This is a genomic window from Denitraticella aggregata, assembly GCF_048158365.1.
Classification (GTDB): domain Bacteria; phylum Pseudomonadota; class Gammaproteobacteria; order Burkholderiales; family Rhodocyclaceae; genus Azoarcus_F.
The window spans coordinates 282176-298442 of the sequence record NZ_JBLLNL010000003.1 but is presented as its reverse complement, the minus strand read 5'-3'; the positions used below and the strand labels follow the sequence as shown (position 1 = coordinate 298442).

Annotated in this window: 17 protein-coding genes; 6 read left to right on the top strand and 11 right to left on the bottom strand. The window is 63.7% G+C overall.

Features of this window, described 5'->3' with window-relative positions; translation table 11 throughout:
- Positions 1 to 140 precede the first annotated feature (140 nt).
- The 4 genes from ACKVEX_RS06460 to ACKVEX_RS06445 all read left to right on the top strand — a co-directional run bounded on the left by ACKVEX_RS06460 (position 141) and on the right by ACKVEX_RS06445 (position 3923).
- Positions 141 to 509, top strand: a complete 369-nt coding sequence (locus ACKVEX_RS06460) for a diacylglycerol kinase (RefSeq protein ID WP_473214876.1) — start codon at positions 141 to 143, stop codon at positions 507 to 509.
- A gap of 100 nt (positions 510 to 609) precedes the next feature.
- Complete coding sequence (locus ACKVEX_RS06455) at positions 610 to 1842, top strand: glycosyltransferase family 4 protein (protein WP_473214875.1); 1233 nt, start codon at positions 610 to 612, stop codon at positions 1840 to 1842.
- 186 nt (positions 1843 to 2028) lie between these two features.
- A complete protein-coding gene (locus tag ACKVEX_RS06450) occupies positions 2029 to 3192 on the top strand; it encodes a UbiH/UbiF family hydroxylase (RefSeq protein ID WP_473214874.1) in 1164 nt (387 codons plus the stop codon).
- Positions 3193 to 3206: 14 nt separating this feature from the next.
- Complete coding sequence (locus ACKVEX_RS06445; RefSeq protein WP_473214873.1) at positions 3207 to 3923, top strand: DsbC family protein; 717 nt, start codon at positions 3207 to 3209, stop codon at positions 3921 to 3923.
- 66 nt (positions 3924 to 3989) lie between these two features.
- Here the strand turns inward: ACKVEX_RS06445 and mltA are convergent, their stop codons facing one another.
- Positions 3990 to 5075: a murein transglycosylase A gene (mltA, locus tag ACKVEX_RS06440; RefSeq protein ID WP_473214872.1), complete on the bottom strand. Its 1086-nt coding sequence runs from the start codon at positions 5073 to 5075 to the stop codon at positions 3990 to 3992.
- A gap of 352 nt (positions 5076 to 5427) precedes the next feature.
- Here mltA and ACKVEX_RS06435 point away from each other — a divergent pair, with 352 nt between their 5' ends.
- Together ACKVEX_RS06435 and ACKVEX_RS06430 are read left to right on the top strand one after the other, a co-directional pair.
- Positions 5428 to 6294, top strand: coding sequence for an ATP-binding protein (locus ACKVEX_RS06435; RefSeq protein WP_473214871.1), 867 nt, complete (start codon positions 5428 to 5430; stop codon positions 6292 to 6294).
- A complete protein-coding gene (locus tag ACKVEX_RS06430; RefSeq protein ID WP_473214870.1) occupies positions 6284 to 7270 on the top strand; it encodes a Nudix family hydrolase in 987 nt (328 codons plus the stop codon). Before ACKVEX_RS06435 ends, ACKVEX_RS06430 begins: the two co-directional genes overlap by 11 nt.
- A gap of 30 nt (positions 7271 to 7300) precedes the next feature.
- Here the strand turns inward: ACKVEX_RS06430 and ACKVEX_RS06425 are convergent, their stop codons facing one another.
- The 10 genes from ACKVEX_RS06425 to glnA form a co-directional block, all read right to left on the bottom strand.
- The gene (locus ACKVEX_RS06425; protein WP_473214869.1) at positions 7301 to 7492 is read right to left on the bottom strand and encodes a DNA gyrase inhibitor YacG; all 192 of its coding nucleotides are present in this window, start codon (positions 7490 to 7492) and stop codon (positions 7301 to 7303) included.
- A 13-nt stretch (positions 7493 to 7505) separates the two neighbouring features.
- Positions 7506 to 8261 (bottom strand): cell division protein ZapD, encoded by a 756-nt coding sequence (zapD, locus tag ACKVEX_RS06420; RefSeq protein WP_473214888.1) that lies wholly within the window; start codon positions 8259 to 8261, stop codon positions 7506 to 7508.
- A gap of 144 nt (positions 8262 to 8405) precedes the next feature.
- Positions 8406 to 9032 (bottom strand): dephospho-CoA kinase, encoded by a 627-nt coding sequence (gene coaE / locus ACKVEX_RS06415; RefSeq protein WP_473214868.1) that lies wholly within the window; start codon positions 9030 to 9032, stop codon positions 8406 to 8408.
- Complete coding sequence (locus ACKVEX_RS06410; protein ID WP_473214867.1) at positions 9023 to 9868, bottom strand: SPOR domain-containing protein; 846 nt, start codon at positions 9866 to 9868, stop codon at positions 9023 to 9025. Before ACKVEX_RS06410 ends, coaE begins: the two co-directional genes overlap by 10 nt.
- 91 nt (positions 9869 to 9959) lie before the next feature.
- Positions 9960 to 10694 (bottom strand): type III pantothenate kinase, encoded by a 735-nt coding sequence (locus tag ACKVEX_RS06405; protein ID WP_473214887.1) that lies wholly within the window; start codon positions 10692 to 10694, stop codon positions 9960 to 9962.
- Positions 10691 to 11500 (bottom strand): biotin--[acetyl-CoA-carboxylase] ligase, encoded by an 810-nt coding sequence (locus ACKVEX_RS06400; protein ID WP_473214866.1) that lies wholly within the window; start codon positions 11498 to 11500, stop codon positions 10691 to 10693. The genes ACKVEX_RS06405 and ACKVEX_RS06400 overlap by 4 nt, the downstream gene beginning before the upstream one ends.
- Before the next feature lie 161 nt (positions 11501 to 11661).
- On the bottom strand, positions 11662 to 13089 hold the full coding sequence (ntrC, locus tag ACKVEX_RS06395) for a nitrogen regulation protein NR(I) (RefSeq protein ID WP_473214865.1): 1428 nt from the start codon (positions 13087 to 13089) through the stop codon (positions 11662 to 11664).
- A 37-nt stretch (positions 13090 to 13126) separates the two neighbouring features.
- On the bottom strand, positions 13127 to 14197 hold the full coding sequence (gene glnL, locus ACKVEX_RS06390) for a nitrogen regulation protein NR(II) (RefSeq protein WP_473214864.1): 1071 nt from the start codon (positions 14195 to 14197) through the stop codon (positions 13127 to 13129).
- A gap of 56 nt (positions 14198 to 14253) precedes the next feature.
- Positions 14254 to 14706 carry a DUF4124 domain-containing protein gene (locus ACKVEX_RS06385; protein WP_473214863.1) on the bottom strand — a complete coding sequence of 151 codons (453 nt, stop codon included), beginning with the start codon at positions 14704 to 14706 and terminating at the stop codon, positions 14254 to 14256.
- A 130-nt stretch (positions 14707 to 14836) separates the two neighbouring features.
- Positions 14837 to 16246 carry a type I glutamate--ammonia ligase gene (gene glnA, locus ACKVEX_RS06380; RefSeq protein WP_473214862.1) on the bottom strand — a complete coding sequence of 470 codons (1410 nt, stop codon included), beginning with the start codon at positions 16244 to 16246 and terminating at the stop codon, positions 14837 to 14839.
- Positions 16247 to 16267 lie beyond the last annotated feature (21 nt).

Genomic DNA, 16267 nt, shown 5'->3' with positions numbered 1-16267 from the left:
GCCCGTGCTCAAGCCGATCTCCTCTAAACAGGAATCGGCTTGAGTTCGTCTACAGACGGAATGAAGCAACGTGATGTCGCCGCCCGTAACATCACTGCGGCAACATCCGGTGCAATCCCTCATTGCAGAAGTCGATCCCAATGGAAAGTCCGTACAAGGGAAAGTCCGGCCTCAGGCGTGTCTGGAATGCCCTTCACTATTCGATGGATGGCCTCAAGGCTGCATTTCGCCATGAGGATGCCTTTCGGCAGGAAGTGCTGCTTGCGAGCCTGCTGATTCCGCTGGCGCTGTGGTTGGGACCGTCCGGTGTTGGCAAGGCACTGATGGTCGGGAGCGTCCTGCTGGTGTTGATCGTCGAATTGATCAATTCAGCGATCGAGGCGACCGTCGACCGCATATCGCTCGAAGATCACAGCTTGGCCAAGCGAGCCAAGGATATCGGCAGTGCCGCTGTGTTGATCAGCCTGTTGAATGTCGCAGTAGTCTGGGCGCTCGTTTTACGTGGCTGAAACGTCGGCGCGACAGCCTCCTCGGCAGGATTGCCTCCGTCACGGAATCGACATGTTGGCTTAACGGCATTGTCGCGGTGGTCGCCTAAGCTGCGGCGGCATGAAGCCAGTCGAATTCCCGAGCCAAGAGTCCGGCGTCGTTCGCGGGTTGAAGGTCGCCGTCGTGACCGAGACCTATCCACCCGAGATCAACGGCGTCGCGATGACGCTCAAGCGGATGATCGACGGTCTGATGCAGCGTGGTCATCGAGTCCAGCTGATTCGGCCACGGCAAGGTGCGGCTGATCACGCGCATATCGGGGCTCAGTTCGACGAAGTGCTGACAAGAGGATGGAAACTGCCACGCTACGACGGCCTGCGTTTTGGCCTGCCGGCCAGGTCCGCACTGTTGAAGGTGTGGTCGAGGGGCCGCCCGGATCTGGTGCACGTTGCGACCGAGGGGCCGCTGGGATGGAGTGCCGTGTCGGCCGCCTTGAAGCTCGGTGTGCCGGTGACGTCGGATTTTCATACAAACTTCGATCACTACAGCCGTCACTACGGCGTTGGCTGGCTGCGTCAGCCGGTCGCAGCGTATCTGCGCAGTTTCCACAATCGAACTGCGGCCACCTTCGTTCCGACCCTGGAGATGCAGCGCAGCCTGGGCGGGCAAGGCTACCAAGGCATACACGTGATCGCGCGAGGAGTCGATACGAGCTTGTTCAGTCCATCACGACGCAGTGACGAGCTTCGACGGAGCTGGGGACTGGAGCCGGACGACCTCGCCGTATGCTACGTTGGGCGGCTGGCCGCAGAGAAGAATCTCGATCTGGTGATACGTACATTCGCGGCGATTCGGGCAATGGATGCGCGGTCGCGCCTGATCCTCGTGGGCGACGGGCCGATGCGCGAAGCGCTGTCCCAGACCTTTCGGGAGGGCCTGTTCGCAGGGGTGCGAACCGGGATCGAACTGGCGACGCACTATGCATCGGCCGACATGTTTCTGTTCCCGAGCCTCACCGAGACATTCGGAAATGTCACGCTGGAGGCGATGGCGAGCGGGCTCAGCGTGCTGGCGTATGATTACGCGGCCGCCGCACAGCACATTCGCGCCGGGGCGAACGGGGTGACCGTCGCAGCCGGTGACGAGGACGCGTTCGTGGCCCAAGCCTTGCATGTCGCCTGCAGTCGGAGTCTGCGCTCGGAGCTGGGCGAGCGGGCACGGCTGTGCGCACTCGAATGCGACTGGGATGCGGTCAACGATACCTTCGCGGCCGCGCTGTGGGACGTCTGGGCAGCTACCAGAGATGCAAGAGCCTCAGCCAACGCGTTTGGAATGCAGCGCTCGACGGGCTGATGCCGGGCCATGCCGAAGGCAGCATATTTCTTCCGGTGAGGCCATGCAGCGGGTGGATCGACGTTGGCGGTCCCCCGGTGTCGTCGTGTCGTCGAGCATAGGGTCGGCCTCCATTCAATGCAGGCGGATGACTTGGGATGCTCAGTCGGGCAAAATGACTGACCGCAACCAAACTGTCCGGATGTGATGGATTTCGATGTCGTCGTCGTGGGGGGCGGCCTGGCGGGCGCCAGCCTGGCTGTGGCCCTGCGCAAGGCCGCGCTGAAGATCGCACTCGTCGAGGGCGTGGAGCCCCGACGGCCGGACGGGTGGGATGCCCGTATCTATGCGATCAGTTCGGCAAACCAGCGCTTTCTTGACGAAATCGGCGTGTGGGGTCGTCTGGATCGCACTCGCATGACGCCGGTTTCAGAAATGCGCATCCATGGCGACTCGGGCGGGGCGCTCACGTTCTCGGCCTATGATACCGGTCTTGGGGAACTGGCCTGGATTGCGGAGTCGAGCCTGCTGCAGGTGGAACTATGGGAAACGCTCCGGCGGCAGCACAATCTGACGCTGTTGTGCCCGGCGGTTCCATCCGCGTTGCGGATCGACCAGGACTCGGCGCAGCTGACCCTTTCGGACGGCCGGCGCTTGCGAACCCGGTTGGTCGTGGCCGCGGATGGTGCGAATTCCTGGGTGAGGACGCAGGCCGGTATCGATGCGCATATCACCCCATATGGCGAGAAGGGCGTGGTCGCGAATTTTTGCTGTGACCGACCGCACCGCGATATCGCCTATCAATGGTTCAGGAAAGACGGCGTGCTCGCCTGGTTGCCACTGCCGGGACAGCGCATCTCGATCGTCTGGTCGGCACCTGACGATGTCGCCGACCGTCTGATGACCCTGGATGAGGATGTGTTCTGTGCCGCAGTGGCCGATGCCGGAGGGGGTGTGCTCGGAAGCTTGCACCTGGATACGCCCCCGGCGGCATTTCCGTTGAGGTTATTGCGCGTGTCGGAGGTGGTGCGGCCACGCCTTGCCTTGATCGGCGATGCCGCACACGCGATTCATCCGCTGTCGGGCCACGGCATCAACCTCGGTTTTCAGGATGCCAGGGTCTTGTCCGAGTGCCTTTCCGGATTGCCGGCCTGGCGTGATCCCGGTGAGCTCTCGGTATTGCGCAACTATGCGAGGGCGCGTGCGGAAGAGCCCTTGCTGGTGCAGTACACCACGCACGCGTTGAACCGATTGTTCAAACTGGACAATCCCTTCGTTTCCGCGCTGCGCAATGCGGGGATGAACCTTACCGGGCGGCTGCCTGTCCTAAAGTCCGCATTGGTGCGCTATGCCGCCAACGGAAAATTCTAAACCTGGAGATTCGAATGTCCCGTAATGTCTTTCGACCGGCCCTGCTCGCTTGCATGCTTGCTGCCTTCGGTGTGGCTCATGCCGACCCGGAAACCGTCAAGAAGGGAGTCGAGGCCTTCATCGGTTCGCCCTTGGTCGATTCGGTGACCGAAACCCGTTATGGGGGGCTTTACGAGGTGGTGTTGCGTAGCGGTGAGCTGGTCTATACGGACGAGCGCGTCAGCTTCATCATGGACGGCCGGATCATCGACACCGAGACCCGCAGGGATGTGACTCAGGCCAGGTTGACCGAACTCGCTGCCATCGATATCGGTACGCTCCCGCTGGACCGGGCGATCAGGCAGGTCAGGGGCGACGGCAGCCGTATTCTTGTGTCCTTCGAAGACCCGAATTGCGGTTACTGCAAGCGCCTCGGCAAGGAACTGGTGCTGCTCGACGATATCACCATCTACACCTTCCTGTACCCGATCCTCGGAGAGGATTCGGTGGCGAAATCCCGGAACATCTGGTGTGCCGAGGATCGGGCGGCCAGCTGGAACGGCTGGATTCTCGAGAACAAGACGCCCGTGACTGCCGAGTGCGACAGTTCGGTCGTGGATCAGAACGTTGCGCTGGGACGACAACTCCGCATCAATGGCACGCCTACGCTGTTCCTCGCCGACGGGCGGCGTCTGGGCGGGTATGTGCCGGCAGCCCATCTCGAACAGGCGCTTGCCGGCGTCAGTGAATAGACGGATACCGTCAGCAGGTCGGAATCCGTGCCGTGCTCCACGCCAATTCGGTGTGGAGCCTCCGGTTCATGGGGTGTCATCCTTGGGCAGCAGCACCCACATCCTGCCTTGTTGACGCATCCGGCCGGCCTCATTGCCAGCCTTCTCGCCGAAGCCCCAGAAGAAATCCGCTCGAACTACGCCCTTGATCGCGCCGCCGGTGTCCTGGGCGAGCATCAGCCGTTGCAGCGGCCGGTCCGACAGCGGATGGGTGGTTGCAAGAAAGACGGGTGCGCCCAGCGGCGTATAAAGCGGATCGACCGCGATGCTGCGTTCGGCCGTAAGCGGAACACCGAGTGCGCCGATCGGTCCGCCGGACGAGCGTGGCAATTCCCGGAAGAAGACGTAGCTGGGATTGATGTTGAGCATCTCGTTCAGGCGCTGAGGGTTCTCTCTCGCCCAGCCCTTGATACCCTGCATCGACGCCTGGTCCAGTCGAAGCTCGCCCTGGGCGACGAGCCAGCGCCCGATCGAATTGTAGGGATGGCCGTTGTGATCGGCGTAACCGATACGCACCCGTGAACCGTCGGGCAGACGAACCTGCCCGGAGCCCTGCACCTGCAGGAAGAACAGGTCGATGGGGTCGGCTGCCCACAGCAGCGTCGAGGCCGGAACCAGATCGCTCATCTCGCCGAGCTGGGCACGTGTCCAGTACGGTACGACGCGGTTATCGACCAGGCGGCCACGCAGCCGCATGTTGCGCAGATCGGGATAGACGTCGCCGAGGTCCACCGTCAGCATGTCCTCGGGTACACCATGAATCGGCCATCGATAGCGCTCGGAGCGGGTACGGCTGCCCTCGATCAGGGGTTCATAGTAGCCGGTGACCAGACCCTCGTCGCTACCGTCCGGATTGACCGCACGCCACGGTTCGAAACGCGCCTCGAAGAAATCACGGATGCTACGACCGTCCGGCTTGTCCCCCAGTTGCTCGGCGAGCGTGCAGGATTGGCTCCAGCGTGGCTGATTGATCAGTGTGCGGCATGATTCGAGGAGCGCCGGCCACGCCTGCCGGTGATCGTCGTCCGCCCACCCGGGTAATGCGGCCCAGGACGACTTCTGCAGTGGTTCGCTGACATCCGCGGGCACCTCTGGTTTGGCACTGACCGGCACGTCGGGGCATGTCGGGCACGCTGGACAGGGCTGAGCAGGCGGACATGCACGTGCTGCGTCTTGCGGACCGATTTCACGAACGGGGCCGGCACAACCGACCAGCCCCATGATTGCCATCGACACGATCCATAGGCGCGACAGTCGCAATGTTGCTTTCATCAGTCAGTTTTGCGCCTATTCGAAGGAGGGGGTGGACTCGAGGGCTCGCGAACGGGAGTATACCGGGTCGCCGCGGAGAACAGCATGTGGGTCATTTTTCTGGAAGCAGGCGTGGCGCTCGCGCTGTTGCTCATTATCGTCTGGGCAACCTGGCCGAAGCGCCGCAAGGATTCGAACGACAATGGAAAAGAGGATGAATGATTTCGCGCGCCTCGTGCTCAGGGCCGAGCAACTGATCGACAGGGTCGAACGTCTGCTGCCGGAAGTGGCGCCTGCGCCCGACTGGTCCGGCACGACCGCTTTCCGGTGGCGACGTCGCAACGGGCGCGGTGCCCTTCAGGCCGTTCCGCAGCCGCACCGGATTCGTCTTCAGGACCTGAAGGACATCGACGAGCAGAAGTCACGCATCGATCGCAATACGCGGCAGTTCATCGAGGGCCGGCTGGCGAACAATGTGCTGCTGACCGGCGCACGGGGTACGGGCAAGTCCTCGCTGGTCAAGGCCTTGCTCAATGCCTACGCGCAACGCGGCTTGCGGCTCATAGAGATCGACAAGGACGATCTGGTCGATCTGCCCGAACTCGTCGAACTGGTCCACGACCGGCCCGAGCGCTTCATCGTCTTCTGCGACGACTTGTCGTTCGAAGAGGCGGAACCCGGTTACAAGGCCCTGAAAAGCGTGCTCGACGGCTCGGTCGCAGCCGTACCGGACAACGTGCTGATCTATGCGACATCCAACCGTCGGCACCTGATGCCGGAATATCACGACGAGAATCTGCTGACCCGTCATATCGACGGTGAGGTACATCCGGGCGAAGCGGTGGAGGAGAAGATCTCGCTGTCGGACCGGTTCGGCCTGTGGGTGTCCTTCTATCCGTTCAGTCAGGAGGAGTATCTGGCGATCGTCGGCCATTGGCTGAAGACTTTCGGCGCGAGCAAGCGTGAGATCGTGGCCTGCCGTCAGGAGGCTCTGCAGTGGGCGTTGATGCGTGGCTCGCGTTCAGGCCGGGTCGCGTGGCAGTTTGCCCGTGATCATGCTGGACGCTTGAATGGCGAGTGACGGCGTGTCGAGCGAGGGCGCTGCGTCCAGATGCGTCGAAGTCGCGGCGGGCGTCATCCGTCGGCCGGATGGCGCTTTTCTGCTCGGGCAGCGCGCCCCGGGCGCCTTCTATCCTGGGTATTGGGAGTTTCCGGGCGGCAAACTGGAAGCGGGGGAGTCGCCTGCCGACGCGCTGATACGCGAACTCGACGAGGAACTCGGGATTCGCGTGATCGAGCTGTGGCCATGGCTGGTGCGGGAGCACCATTATGAGCACGCCCGAGTGCGCCTTCACTTCTTCGAAGTCGCCGAGTGGGACGGCACGGTCAATGATTACGTCCACAGCGCGCTGTCATGGGAGCATGCCGACCGGCCGGGCGTCGGTCCGATGCTTCCGGCCAACGGACCGATACTCAAGGCGCTGACCTTGCCCGATTTCATCGGGATCACCCATGCGTGGCAGATCGGGGTCGAGGCGCAACTCACCGCCCTCGAGCAGGCCTTGAGCAATGGGCTGCGTTTCATACAGGTGCGCGAACCGGAGTTTTCCCGCGCGGACCTGCTCAAGTTTGCCGACGAGGTCGTCAGGCGCGCACATCGCTCGAAGGCCCGGGTCGTGATCAATGGTTCGCCCGACCTCGCCAGTCGCATCGGCGCGGACGGCGTGCATGTGAACAGCCGGGAGCTGGTGACTACCCAGATGCGTCCGGACTTCGAATGGGTCGGGGCTTCTTGCCATACGCGTGCGGAACTCGAGCGCGCGGCTGCGCTGGGGCTCGACTACGTCCTTCTTGGGGCGGTCGAAGCCACGCCAACTCACCCCGGCCAACCGGGCATCGGGTGGGCCGAATTCTCGGCACTGGTCGGCGGGCTGCCCATGCCGGTACTGGCGCTCGGTGGCTTGTCACAGTCCGATCTCCGTGCGGCTCACCTGGCCGGTGCACATGGTGTTGCGGCCATTCGCGGCGCCTGGGGGCGAGATCCTACGGTCCGATGAGTGGCGGGCGCGTGTCCGGCGGACGGGATTTCAGGCCTGATCCGTGCGATCGTCCGGGTCCGGAGGTGCCGCGGCCGGCACGCGATAGCGTTCGGACGCCCAGGCACCCAGGTCCAGTTGCTTGCAGCGTTCGGAACAGAACGGGCGCCACCTGCTTTCCGGCGTCCACGTCACCTCTGTCCCGCATTGCGGGCATTTCACCGTGGGCGCTTTCGTCTTCATCGCGGCGGGCGGATCAGAGGCTGCAGAAGGTCAGTTCGAACTGGACGTTGCGTTCGATCGCCCGCGGTCGCGCGACCGTCTCGGGCTGCATGAAACGAATGCTGAGCGCGTACTTGTTGGCGCTGATCTCGGGGATGGCTGCCTCGCTGGCGGGCAGCCTGAGCTTCAGCATCTGCGCAGTCCGCCCACTCATCGTGAGCTGGTAGCTTCCATTCTGGGCGACCTGCGGTTCCGGGTGCCCGCTCGCGCGCAACAGGCGCAGCACGATGGTGAGGCCATCCCGAATCGGGATCATCGGCTGTATCCAGCCGTCCAGGTCATGCCGTCGGGCGCCTGCGTCACGATTGAGCCAGAAGTGATAGGAAGGCAGGTCGAACTCGCATACCCCGCCGGGGATCGCGGCCCGGCTCCGGATGGCCATCAGCCAGTCGTTCTCGCGCAGATACTGCCCGATCTTGCCGGCCATCGCCAGCAACGACGAGGAGGCCTGCTCGATTTCGTAGAGTGCGCCGGACAAGGCCTGTTCCGAAATTTCCGGATTGTTGCGGAAGGACATCAGGATCTGACGCTGGCGCTCGAGTTCCTGCATCAGGTCGACCTTCAGGTCGGCGCGGCCGGCCACCTCGAGAATCTCGAACAGCGTCAGCAACGCGATGTGATGATCCTGCGGCGCCTCCCCCCGATGAAAATGGGCCATCTTGCGGTACAGATCCTCCAGCCGCAAAAGGGTGCGTATGCGCTCGTTGAGAGGATATTCGTAGCTGATGATCACCGCGATGCGCTCAAAGAAGGGATCTCCTGGACAGCCGCTCCGCCGCCCGCGGGAGGCCCGGCGGTCGATCACGAACTGGTGATCCGATGATAGCACAGGGCCAAAAACCCGAATGACCTCGGAAGCCGTCCGGCCAAGCTCCTAGACGGGCCGCTGTGCGAGCCCGCGGTACATTCGATCGAGCTGCGCCACCTGTGCGTCCAGATCCGCCAGGCTCCCCTCGTTTTCGATGACGTCGTCGGCCGCTGAGAGTCGCTGCGCGCGGCTCGCCTGCGCGGCCATGATCGAGCGTATGCGCTCCTCACCCAGTCCGCTTCGGCCTTGCACGCGCATGATCTGCGTTTCGGGACTGCAGTCGACCACGCAGATACGGTCGCAGCGCTCACGATAGCTACCCGATTCGATCAGTAGCGGGACTGCGAGGATCAGGTAGGGCGAAGCGGCTTCGCTGCACAGCCGTTCGCTCGTCGCGCGAATCATCGGATGCAGAATGTTCTCCAGTCGTACGCGCGCTGCCGGATCCGAGAAGGCCCGCTCGCGCATGACGTCGCGATCGAGCGCGCCATCGGTTCGTATCACGCCGTTACCGAAAGCCGCTGCGATCGCCGGCATCGCCGCGCCGTCGGGCGCAGTCAGAGCGTGCGCGATCGCATCGGTGTCGATGACCGCGATGCCGCGACGAGAAAAGCAGTCGGCCGCCGCGCTCTTGCCGCTGCCGATGCCGCCGGTCAGGCCGACGATGAAGGGTCTGGCGGCGTTCAGCGGCATCCGCTTTCCACGATGGGACCGAGGCGGTCGGCAAACGAAGCGCTCAGCCGGGTCACGGCGGTCGCGGGCCCGCTGATCTGGACCGAATAGACGGCTGGAATGCGTGCCGCGATCTCGGCGCCTGCGACCTGACGTGCCTCGAGCTCCGACAGGTGCTGCCGTGCGCTGGTTTCGGTGCGGAAGAGTCCAAGCGAGATCGCATTCTGGTTCGGTCCTTGGTCACGCACGACGAACAGGTCGCTGACGCCGAGCGCCCTGAGCTGTCGGGCCCGCGTTTCGGCATCGGCCCGCGTTTCGGCCGGTGGAATACGCACCCACCACGATGCGGGGGGCTCGGTCTGTTCCGCCGTGATCCGGATGCCCTGGTCGACCAGGCCGGCTTCGGCCCGAAGCGCGTCCAGTCTCGGTTCGGTCACGCCTGCATAGGCGGCGCAGATCAGCGGTTCCGCCACCACCGACGCCTCATCGGGCACCGGGTCCTGTGCTTCGATCGCCACAACGGGTGCGGACGTCACTGGCTCCTCCGTCGGCTCAATTGGGGGTGTCGGCATGGTGGCCGCAGGCGGCGGACGCGGATCGGATGTTGGAGCGGGCGTTGCGACGGGGTCGGGCGCCGGCGGGGGCGCTGACGCCGCCGCGGCAGCTTCGGTTCGTGCTGCGTCGATCGCGGCCTGGGTCGCTGGGCCTGCGGACGGCTCGAGTTGCAGCTGCTCGGGATTGATCTGGTTGGTCAGGCGCTCGGGCTCGCCGCGAGGTGCGGAGCTTCCGAGCAGCCCAAAACCGGCCGCAAGCGCGAGCAGGTTCAGAATCAGCAGACAGATCAGTAACAGTCGCATGGCTGGCACGTTACGCAGCTTGACGGATGGGCGGGCATTGAGCTCCGACGGATCCCTCGATGATTACAACGGCGGACTCGGGTCGCGCGGATCATGGCGTGTCGAACTTGCGCTCGGACGCGATCAGCGCGAGCCCGCGAAGCACAAGATTGTCGATGCGCCGCAACGGGATGTCGAGCAGAGCCTCGAGCATCGGAGCGCCGCCTCCACTGAGCAGGCACAGGGCGTCCGGCTGATCCTCGATCGATCGAAACAGCAACTTCACGGCGCCGATCTGCGCGCTCAGACATCCGGACACGATCGCGTCGGCGGTGTTGCGCGGCGTCGTCGTGTAACGTCCTTCGGCGAACGGCAACTGAGCGGTGTTGCCGGCAAGCGATCGCCGCATCAGATCGATACCGGGAAGAATTACGCCACCCACGAACTGTCCGGCGCCGTCCAGCCGATCGATGGTGGTCGCCGTTCCGGCCGTGACGACCAGGCAATGTCCTTCATGTATGGATCGCGCGCCGATCAGCGCAGTCCATCGGTCCACGCCCAGTTGCTGCGGTGTATCGTAAAGATTGATCACGCCACCACAGCGCTCCGAGGTGTGAAACCAGTGCAGCCTCAGACCGTGCTTGTCGAGCATTTCACCGATTGCGCCAGCCATTGCAGGGCCTGCCACGTTGACGCCGAGGGCCGAGCGGATGCCGGCATGCGCCGCCACGACGGCAGCCAGTTCGCGTGCGTCCCGATGCAGCAAGGCGCCCTCACGGAGCCATTGACCGTCTTCGAACAGACCCCACTTGATGCGGGTGTTGCCGATATCGATCAACAGGATCAAGTCGCGCACCTCAATGAAAGCTCTCCGGACAGCACCCGGATGAGACCATCGTCGGTGCGCAACAGCAGGGCGCCGTCTTCATCGACCCCGGCACAGATGCCCTGCAGATCGGCGCTTTCGCCGGTCACACGCACGGGCAGGCCGGAAAAGGCGTTACGTTGTTCCCAGGCGCCGCGCAGGGCCGGAAAGCCGGCGCTGGCGTAGGTGTCGAACAACTGGCAGAGCTCGAACAGGATTACCGCCAATACCGTGTTCCGGTCGGTTGCAGACGACATCTGCGTCGCAAGATCGGTCACGGCGGGCTGATCCGGAATCGTCACATCGTGTGGCACGCGCATGTTCAGCCCGATGCCCACGACCGCCGCCGGCGTGCGTCCGCGTCCGGGCATCAGTTCGACCAGAATGCCGGCCAGTTTTCGACCGGATGCGAGCACGTCATTGGGCCACTTCAGCTGAACACCGGGCAGCCCGAGTTTCTCCAGTGCGCGAGCAACCGCTACACCGGCCACCAGAGACAGGCCCGCGGGGACCGGCGCTCCCGCTTCGAAGCGCCACAGCACCGAAAACGTCAAGCTGTCGACTCCCCACGCCAACCACGACCGACCCCGGCGTCCGCGACCTGCGGTCTGGTGTTCGGCCGCGACCACATGAATGCGCCCGTCGTCATTCGGCGGCGCATTCATCAGCTCGGTGTTGGTCGAAGCGCAGACCGGCACGACGACCAGATCGAACCGTGTTGCCAGCGGACCGAGTAGTCGTGCGATCTGGGCCGACTCGAGTGGCGGACTGGATGCAGAGGGGGGCAAACCGGAGTTTCCATTCTGAAGGACCTGGCGGGATTATCCGACAAGCCCTGCCGGTCGCGTCAACTATCGCGGACCGGGCGACCGGCGCTGCGGTGAGCGGGGCATGTCATGGAAGCGCGCCGACACCGCGTGTCGGCATCGCCCGGGGTGATCGGGGCCGGTCACGTTCCGGCATCAATGTCGCCGTTCGCGTGACGTCCGTCGTCGATGCCCAGTTCCTGGATCTTGCGCGTGATCGTATTGCGTCCGATCCCGAGCAGCTGCGCGGCTTCGATCCTGCGTCCGGCGGTCGCGTTGAGGGCCCTGCGGATCAGGGTCCGTTCGAAGTCCTGCGTGAGTTTTTCGAACACCTCGCCGGGGGCCGATGCGATCAGGTGGTCGGCCTCGACGCCCAGTCCGGTGATCCAGTCCGCGGAGGCTGTTACGGCCGGTTGCTCGCGCAGGTCTGCAGGCAGGTCCGCCACTTCGACGACGTCCCCGGGCGCCATCACCGTCAGCCAGTGGCACAGATTCTCGAGCTGACGGACGTTGCCCGGGAAGTTGTGGCCCTGCAGGAACTTGAGGGCCGCATCCGAAATGTGCTTGCGCTCCGCACCGAGATCCCGGGCGCTCTTCTGCAGAAAGTGCTTGATCAGCACCGGGATGTCCTCGCGCCGCTCACGCAGCGATGGCAGGCGCAGGCGAATGACGTTGAGACGATGGAACAGATCCTCGCGAAACAGGCCTTGTCTCACGCGCTCCTCGAGGTCCTGGTGGGTGGCGGTGATCACCCGCACGTTCGCACGGATCGGTTGCTGACCGCCGACGCGGTAGAAATGGCCGTCCGAAAGGACCCTGAGCAGGCGGGTCTGCAGTTCGGCCGGCATGTCGCCGATCTCGTCCAGGAACAGCGTGCCGTTCTCGGCCTGCTCGAAACGGCCACGACGCTGAGCGGCCGCGCCGGTGAAGGCCCCGCGCTCGTGGCCGAAGAGTTCGGACTCGAGCAGATCGCGCGGAATCGCCGCGGTGTTGATCGCGATGAAAGGTGCGTCGCGCCGCGGGCTGTGGCGATGCAGCGCACGGGCGACCAGTTCCTTGCCGGTGCCCGATTCGCCATTGATCAGCACCGTGGCATGGGACTGCGACAGGCGCCCGATTGCGCGAAAGACCTCCTGCATGGCTGGTGCCTGTCCGAGGATCTCGGGCGCCAGCGTGGTTTCCGTGTCTGCACCGGCCTGGCGCATGCTCGGTTCGAGTGCCCGTTGTACCAGCGCGACGGCCTGATCCACATCGAAGGGTTTCGGCAGGTATTCGAAGGCGCCGCCCTGAAATGCCGCGACCGCGCTGTCCAGGTCCGAGTACGCGGTCATGATGATGACCGGCAGATCGGGCAGACGTGCCTTGACCTTCTGCAACAGGTCCAGGCCGGATTCACCCGGCATGCGAATGTCCGAAATCAGCACGCTCGGCGGCACCGGGGCGTTGTCGAGTGTATCGAGCACGTCGTTGGCCGAACTGAAGCTCTGGTGCGGGATGTTCTCCCGGCTCAGCGCCTTCTCGAGCACCCAGCGGATAGAGCGGTCATCATCAACGATCCAGACAGTTTTCATGTTTTATGCACTAAGTTGGTGCGACCCGGCACGGGTGTCACGCGCGGTCGGAGATCGGTAGCAGAATGGTGAAGCAGGTGCGCCCACTGCGGCTGTCCACCTCGATCATTCCCTGGTGCTGTTCCACAAAGCTTTGCGCCAAAGAGAGTCCCAGTCCGCTGCCACCTTCCCGCCCCGAAACCAGCGGATAGAAGATCTTGTCGTGGATCTCCTCCGGAATTCCGGGGCCGTTGTCGATCACTTGCAATTCCAGTGCCAGTTTGAAGCGACGCTTTGCCATCGTGACCTGGCGCGCGATGCGGGTCCGGAAACGGATCTCGCCGATGCCCTGCAGCGCCTGTGCGGCATTGCGCGTGATGTTCAGGATGGCCTGGATCAGCTGTTCCCGGTCGGCGGTCAGGTCCGGCAAGCTGGTGTCATAGTCCCGTATCAGCGTGATGTCCGGAAACTCCGCCAGCACCAGCCGACGCACGCGCTCGAGTACGTCATGGATGTTGAGCGGTCCCGGCCGCATCATGCAGTGGGCGCTCAGCATCCGGTTCATCAGATCCTGGAGCCGATCCGCCTCCGCGATGATGACTTCGGTGTATTCGCGAAGCTGCGGATCGGTCAGTTCGCGTTCCAGCAACTGGGCCGACCCCCGGATGCCGCCGAGCGGGTTCTTGATCTCATGCGCCAGGTTGCGGATCAACTCCCGGTTGGCCTGCTGTTGCTGCAGCAGTTGCTCCTCGCGCGCAACCCGAAGCTGGGCGTCGATCTGGCGGAACTCGAGCAACAGGCTGGCGCCCGAGGCTTCGGCCGGGCTGACGGTGCAGTCGAGATGAAGCGGCTCGGCCTCGGGACGCTGGATCTTCAGGTCCTGGCCGGTGTAACTCCAGCTGGTTCGGAGCGCATTGTGCAGGGCTGTTTCGAGTCCGTGCGTCGATCCGAGCAGATGGGTGAGCGGGTGCCCCAGCAGCTTGCGCTGACTGACCGCAAACAGATTCTCCGCCCCGGCATTCATGTAACGGATCATGAACTGCTCGTCGAGCAGCACGACCGCGGAGGAGAGCAGGTCGAGTCCGGCGAAGGGGCCGCTGGTGGTCAGGGAGTGAGGTGTTCTTGCCATGCTGTCGCGCCGCCTGTTTTGCATTATCAAGCAAAATTCGCGCCATGCGACTGATGTTACCGGAGGGCACGCATTTCCCGTTCCAGCGCTTCGATGTTGCGTTCGTGCAGTTCGATCTGGTCCCGGTAGCGGCGTATCGCCTCTGTTTCACTAGGCACCTGCTGCTGAAGCACGAGCGCATTGCGGGCCGTCTCCAGCGCCGACTGCTCGGCTTCGAGTTCACGCTCCAGAACCTGCCGCCGTGTGTCGTCGCGGGTACGCTGCGCGCCCGGGCTGACGCGTGGAAAATCAGCCGGTCGGGATGAGGAGCCCGGCGCCCCCGGCGCCTGGCCACCGCTGGATCGCGGCGGGGGCGGTATCGTCGAAACAGGCAGATCCGGGTTCAGCGCGGTGCAGTTGCGCGCGATCGAACGGTCGTTGGTGTAGGTGACGCTGCCGTCGCTGCCGACGCACTTGAACACGGTGGCATGTGCAGGCGTGCCGAGCGACAGCGTCAACAACACGAACATGGGAAGGACGATCCGCATGGTACGAAGGGTTCCTGGTGTGTCTGAGTTGGCATACCCGGTCTGATTAGACCCGATAAAAAAGGGACGGGCAATGCCCGTCCCTTCATTAACGTTCGAACTGCGCAGACGATTACAGGCTGTAGTACAGGTCGAACTCCACCGGGTGCGTGGTCATGCGCAGACGGGTGACTTCCTCCATCTTGAGCTCGATGTAGGCGTCGATGAAGTCGTTCGAGAACACGCCCCCACGGGTCAGGAACTCACGGTCGGCGTCCAGTGCCTCGAGCGCTTCGTCCAGGCTGGTGCATACGGTCGGGATCAGCGCGTCTTCCTCCGGCGGCAGGTCATACAGATTCTTGTCGGCCGGGTCGCCCGGGTGGATCTTGTTCTGGATGCCGTCCAGACCGGCCATCATCAGTGCGGCGAAGCACAGATACGGGTTGGCCATCGGATCGGGGAAGCGGGACTCGATACGACGACCCTTGGGATTGGCGACATACGGGATCCGGATCGACGCCGAGCGGTTGCGTGCCGAGTAGGCCAGCTTGGTCGGCGCCTCGTAGTGCGGGACCAGACGCTTGTACGAGTTCGTGCTCGGGTTCGTGATCGCATTCAGCGCGCGGGCATGCTTGATGATGCCGCCGATGTAGTACAGCGCGGTCTCGGACAGGCCCGCATAGCCGTTGCCCGCGAACAGGTTCTGGCCGTCCTTCCAGATGGACTGGTGGACGTGCATGCCGGATCCGTTGTCGCCGACGATCGGCTTGGGCATGAAGGTCGCGGTCTTGCCGTACTGGTGCGCGACGTTGTGCACGATGTATTTCAGCAACTGGGTCCAGTCGGCACGCTTGGTCAGTGTGGTGAACTTGGTGCCGATCTCGCACTGACCGGCGTTCGCGACTTCGTGGTGATGAACCTCGACCGGCACGCCGCAGGACTCGAGTGCGAGCACCATCGCGGCGCGGATGTCGTTCAGCGAATCGACCGGCGGGACCGGGAAGTAGCCGCCCTTGACCCGCGGACGGTGGCCAGTGTTGCCGCCTTCGAACTTGTCGGCGGTCGACCACGCGGCTTCTTCGGAGATGATCTTGCTGTAGACGCCGGACATGTCGATTGACCACTCGACCGAGTCGAAGATGAAGAACTCGGGTTCCGGCCCGAAGAACGCGGTATCGCCGATGCCGGTGCTCTTCAGGTAGGCCTCGGCGCGGTTGGCGATCGAGCGCGGATCACGGTCGTAACCCTTGCCGTCGGACGGTTCGATCACGTCGCAGGTCAGCACCAGCGTGGTTTCGTCGTAGAACGGGTCGATGTAGGCGGTGCCGGGGTCTGGCAGCAGGATCATGTCGGAGGCCTGGATGCCCTTCCAGCCGGCGATCGACGAGCCGTCGAACGGATGGCCATGTTCGAAATGCTCTTCTTCGAAGGCCGAAACCGGCAGTCCCACGTGTTGCTCCTTGCCGCGGGTATCGGTAAAGCGCAGATCCACGAAACGCACTTCGTTTTCCTGGATCATCTTCATGACTTCTTGTGAGTTCATATTGACTCCTGATGGGATGTG

Bases quoted from the DNA above. Each gene is read 5' to 3' on its own strand.
- ACKVEX_RS06460 (WP_473214876.1), top strand. From the start codon at position 141: ATGGAAAGTCCGTACAAGGGAAAGTCCGGCCTCAGGCGTGTCTGGAAT.
- ACKVEX_RS06455 (WP_473214875.1), top strand. From the start codon at position 610: ATGAAGCCAGTCGAATTCCCGAGCCAAGAGTCCGGCGTCGTTCGCGGG.
- ACKVEX_RS06450 (WP_473214874.1), top strand. From the start codon at position 2,029: ATGGATTTCGATGTCGTCGTCGTGGGGGGCGGCCTGGCGGGCGCCAGC.
- ACKVEX_RS06445 (WP_473214873.1), top strand. From the start codon at position 3,207: ATGTCCCGTAATGTCTTTCGACCGGCCCTGCTCGCTTGCATGCTTGCT.
- ACKVEX_RS06435 (WP_473214871.1), top strand. From the start codon at position 5,428: ATGAATGATTTCGCGCGCCTCGTGCTCAGGGCCGAGCAACTGATCGAC.
- ACKVEX_RS06430 (WP_473214870.1), top strand. From the start codon at position 6,284: ATGGCGAGTGACGGCGTGTCGAGCGAGGGCGCTGCGTCCAGATGCGTC.
- ACKVEX_RS06425 (WP_473214869.1), bottom strand. From the start codon at position 7,492: ATGAAGACGAAAGCGCCCACGGTGAAATGCCCGCAATGCGGGACAGAG.
- coaE (WP_473214868.1), bottom strand. From the start codon at position 9,032: ATGCCGCTGAACGCCGCCAGACCCTTCATCGTCGGCCTGACCGGCGGC.
- ACKVEX_RS06410 (WP_473214867.1), bottom strand. From the start codon at position 9,868: ATGCGACTGTTACTGATCTGTCTGCTGATTCTGAACCTGCTCGCGCTT.
- ntrC (WP_473214865.1), bottom strand. From the start codon at position 13,089: ATGAAAACTGTCTGGATCGTTGATGATGACCGCTCTATCCGCTGGGTG.
- glnL (WP_473214864.1), bottom strand. From the start codon at position 14,197: ATGGCAAGAACACCTCACTCCCTGACCACCAGCGGCCCCTTCGCCGGA.
- ACKVEX_RS06385 (WP_473214863.1), bottom strand. From the start codon at position 14,706: ATGTTCGTGTTGTTGACGCTGTCGCTCGGCACGCCTGCACATGCCACC.
- glnA (WP_473214862.1), bottom strand. From the start codon at position 16,246: ATGAACTCACAAGAAGTCATGAAGATGATCCAGGAAAACGAAGTGCGT.